Genomic DNA, 3,489 nt, shown 5'->3' on the forward strand with positions numbered 1-3,489 from the left:
CTGTAATTATGACGACGCCGAGTCCCGACCAGACTGCATAAGCAACACCGACAGGGATGGATTTCAGAACCAGAGAAAGAAAATAAAATGCGATGCCATAACCGATTATGACAACGGCGGAAGGGGCAAGCTTAGTAAAGCCCTCGGTACATTTGTTTTCTGATTTAGTGACAATGGTAAGGAACAGTTATGCAAATCAACTTAAATACTCCGGGCACAGCGGCTACATCAACAATACAAACTGTTGCTCCTGCTGCTCAGGCTAAAACCACCACTACAACAGCACCCTCTACTGCAGACACTGTCACCTTATCTGCTGAAGCAAAGGCGAAGCTGGCTGCAGAGCAGCAAGAATCTAAAGCAATAAATCCAACACTGACTACATTAGGTGGTGGCTGGGGTAATGAACCACCAAAATAAGAGGTAGTTTGTGGGGACATTTATTACGACTCTTGCTGAGTACTTATGGGTGTTGTGCATAGGTTCTCTACTGCTGTCCTTAGTCTGGTCGGCCAGTAAATCTGCACGAATAACCATATTGATACTCACTTTATCGGGATTAGCTCAAGACAGGATTGCTCCTTTGCTGATGGGGATATCTGAAACATCTCCTGAGCTCGCTCGCTTACTTTGGTACCCAAGTTGGGTGATATGTCAAACATTGACGCTTGGTATCATCTGGGTTATTCATAGAAAATTCGTATGGGCGGTTGAACAAATCACTCAATTCATTTGTTTAAGCATCTTGATGCACTCTGTTCTGCAGGTAGCGAGATTCACAGACAGAGTCATATTTGGCACTGATCTATTGGGTGGTATATACAAATATGGAATACCAGCTATAAATATCGCAGCAATTTTAGCGATATTTTTATGGTCCATATCAGGAGCCGTCAAGCACAGAAAGGAACTTCAGGAATGCTGACTTTTGTTATGTCTGCAATTACGTTTGGCTTTTTACTGTTAAGTCTGTTTTTCTACAAGAAGTTGATTGGAATGTCAGATGCATTAAACATTATCGAAAAGCAGGTGGCCGCTGATATGGAGATCCGGGCGCATAGATTATGCCTGCTTGCATACGAAGCGCAACGGTTCGGTAACTCTGTGGATAGACGTGCTTTGGATGAAGAGTTTAAAGATTTTTTGCACCTGTACATTGAAGACTACCAAGCAGAAGTCGCAAAAAAGATCAGAGAACATAAGCTCAGCGAGATTTCTGCCTACGGATTTATTAAATTAGATAAGTAGTCATAACAACAAAGCTGTGGACAAGATCTGTCTTGTCTTATTTTAAATGCCCCCCACTGCTTCTCATAGTGATGCACGCCAGCTTTGGCCACCTTTAGATTTGACTGATGCTGCTTGTTAAGAAAATTCTGAATATCTTGCTGAACCTGATGCACAGCATCCAGTAATTGGGCTAAAGCAAACTCCTCGGCATGAAACACAAAGGTTTTACTGGCAGGTTCAAGCCAGCAAAACATGGCTTCATTATCCATCCAGGTGATCACCTGATTAAAACCGGTTAAATGATGCGCTTGATAACGACGCAGAGCAGTATTATCCCGCACTGAATGATCCAGCTCATCTGCATGACGCCATAACGCCTCATTCCGCAGTGGATGGTTTAGATCAGGCAGGTTGATTTCACTTCGCAGCGCCATGGCTCTATGACACAAATCCAGCCCCAGTTCTCCGCAACACTTGGCGGGCCAGAAAATCCGGGATAATTGATAGCTATGGATCAGAATTAAATGCACGGCATCGTACATATCTTCACAAGCCCGGCGCTGACAATCCCAGTCTTCAGACCAGTCATGTAATTGTTTGATGGCTCTGTCCAGTTGCTGACCAGCCTCAACGACTAACTCAGCTTGCAGTTCTGCCTGCTTCATGTAGACCAATAATTCTTTGGCATCCATTTCAACACTCCTGTAAGACGAGACAACACCCTGATTCGGGTACTCTGTATTTTCAGTGTAGAAAGCAAAAAGTCCTTTGCAAGCTGACAAAACAGAAGCTAAGTTATAGATTTTCCAGTTATTACCTATTAACGGTCCTTCAATAAATCTAAGCTGCTGAGTTCATGTGATATAGCATCTTTTGGATTTTTCAGATTTTTTGTATTTATTTTCAACAATCTGCTGTTCTGTTCAGCAAAAAAGCGAGTCACAAGCTATCGGTTATAAAATAAGATGGCCGTTCTAAACCGGGCTTTCATCAAATAGTTACATCTGTTTTTTAAACTTTGACGTACAATAACTGCCTTTTTCGTTGCTGCAGAGGAATTTTATGCTGGGCTTTTTTGAACGCTTAACCAACCCTTTCCCTGATAAAGAGCCAACTCAGCCACCTCAAGGCCTGTTTGCATTTTGTTTGCATTACAGTCAAGGCATGGTGTTGCCTCTGATCCTGATGTCTATTGCGACAGCCTTACTGGCCGCATTAGAAGTGTCCTTATTTGGCTATATGGGGCAATTAGTCGATTGGTTGGTAACCAAGAATCCGGCTACTTTCTGGCAGGAAGAGCAGGATACCTTGATCACTATGGCCATAGTGATGTTGCTGGTGTTGCCTGGTTTGGTATTTTTTCACTCAGCCCTGATCCACCAAACTATATTGGGTAACTACCCTATGTCGATCCGCTGGCTGGCGCATCGTTATTTACTGAAACAAAGTTTGGGTTTCTACCAGAATGAATTCGCTGGTCGCATCGCCACTAAAGTGATGCAAACGGCTTTGGCAGTGCGCGAAACGGCCACCAAGCTGCTGGATGTGATGGTGTATGTGGTGGTGTATTTTGGCTCTATGTTGTATCTGATCGCCGATGCAGATTGGCGCTTGGTACTGCCGATGATTGCCTGGTTAGTCATATACACCGGCTTGCAGTTTTATTTTGTGCCGAGACTGAAACAAGTTGCAACAGAACAAGCCGATGCCCGTTCAGAAATGACAGGCCGTATTGTCGACAGCTACACCAATATCAGCACTATTAAACTGTTTTCACACACGGCTCGTGAGTCAGAATACGCCCGCGATAGCATGCAGCTGTTTCTGGTGCCTGTGTACAGACAAATGCGACTGGCTACCTGGCTCAATATTTGTGTGCAGGGTCTGAACTATCTGTTGGTGTTCTCTATTGCCACGCTGGCGATATGGCTTTGGTCTGTCAATGCCGTCACTGTGGGCTCTATTGCCATCGCAGTCAGTCTGGCGCTGCGTTTAAATGGTATGTCGCAGTGGATCATGTGGGAAGTCAGTGCACTGTTTGAAAACATAGGTACTGTGGCAGATGGTATTGCGACTTTGTCTCAGCCTCAGCAAATCATCGACAAAGCTGATGCTGCATATTCCGGCCGATCATGAACACCAATTCCGATTCAACGTGAACACCATTTCCGGACCAATGTGAACGCTCATTCCGGTTCAACCTGAACACTTCGCCCCTCCTTTCCGGAAACAGTGTTCAACATCCCGGAATCACTGTTC

The 3,489-nt window shown here is 44.6% G+C and carries 5 protein-coding genes; 3 read left to right on the top strand and 2 right to left on the bottom strand.

The annotated features are described in order from the left end of the window. On the bottom strand, positions 1–187 hold a 187-nt coding region (locus J9892_RS17380; protein ID WP_282598084.1), incomplete at its 3' end, for an SMR family transporter. A 2-nt stretch (positions 188–189) separates the two neighbouring features. On the opposite strand from J9892_RS17380, the gene J9892_RS17385 reads away from it, so the two are divergent. Together J9892_RS17385 and J9892_RS17390 are read left to right on the top strand one after the other, a co-directional pair. Continuing rightward, positions 190–420 (top strand): hypothetical protein, encoded by a 231-nt coding sequence (locus tag J9892_RS17385; RefSeq protein ID WP_032495677.1) that lies wholly within the window; start codon positions 190–192, stop codon positions 418–420. Positions 421–918: 498 nt separating this feature from the next. Next, a complete protein-coding gene (locus tag J9892_RS17390) occupies positions 919–1,248 on the top strand; it encodes a hypothetical protein (protein WP_033917513.1) in 330 nt (109 codons plus the stop codon). On the opposite strand, the gene J9892_RS17395 is transcribed toward J9892_RS17390, so the two are convergent. Further along, on the bottom strand, positions 1,221–1,922 hold the full coding sequence (locus J9892_RS17395; RefSeq protein WP_032495674.1) for a hypothetical protein: 702 nt from the start codon (positions 1,920–1,922) through the stop codon (positions 1,221–1,223). The two genes, J9892_RS17390 and J9892_RS17395, sit on opposite strands and share 28 nt — an antisense overlap. A gap of 370 nt (positions 1,923–2,292) precedes the next feature. On the opposite strand from J9892_RS17395, the gene J9892_RS17400 reads away from it, so the two are divergent. Further along, the gene (locus tag J9892_RS17400; RefSeq protein ID WP_210538616.1) at positions 2,293–3,366 is read left to right on the top strand and encodes an ABC transporter transmembrane domain-containing protein; all 1,074 of its coding nucleotides are present in this window, start codon (positions 2,293–2,295) and stop codon (positions 3,364–3,366) included. Positions 3,367–3,489 lie beyond the last annotated feature (123 nt).

The organism is Aeromonas sp. Prich7-2 (genome assembly GCF_017939255.1).
Classification (GTDB): Bacteria; Pseudomonadota; Gammaproteobacteria; order Enterobacterales; family Aeromonadaceae; genus Aeromonas; species Aeromonas caviae.

Excerpts from the sequence above, each read along its gene's own strand:
- J9892_RS17395 (WP_032495674.1), bottom strand. The coding sequence starts at position 1,922 with ATGGATGCCAAAGAATTATTGGTCTACATGAAGCAGGCAGAACTGCAA.
- J9892_RS17400 (WP_210538616.1), top strand. The coding sequence starts at position 2,293 with ATGCTGGGCTTTTTTGAACGCTTAACCAACCCTTTCCCTGATAAAGAG.
- J9892_RS17385 (WP_032495677.1), top strand. The coding sequence starts at position 190 with ATGCAAATCAACTTAAATACTCCGGGCACAGCGGCTACATCAACAATA.
- J9892_RS17390 (WP_033917513.1), top strand. The coding sequence starts at position 919 with ATGCTGACTTTTGTTATGTCTGCAATTACGTTTGGCTTTTTACTGTTA.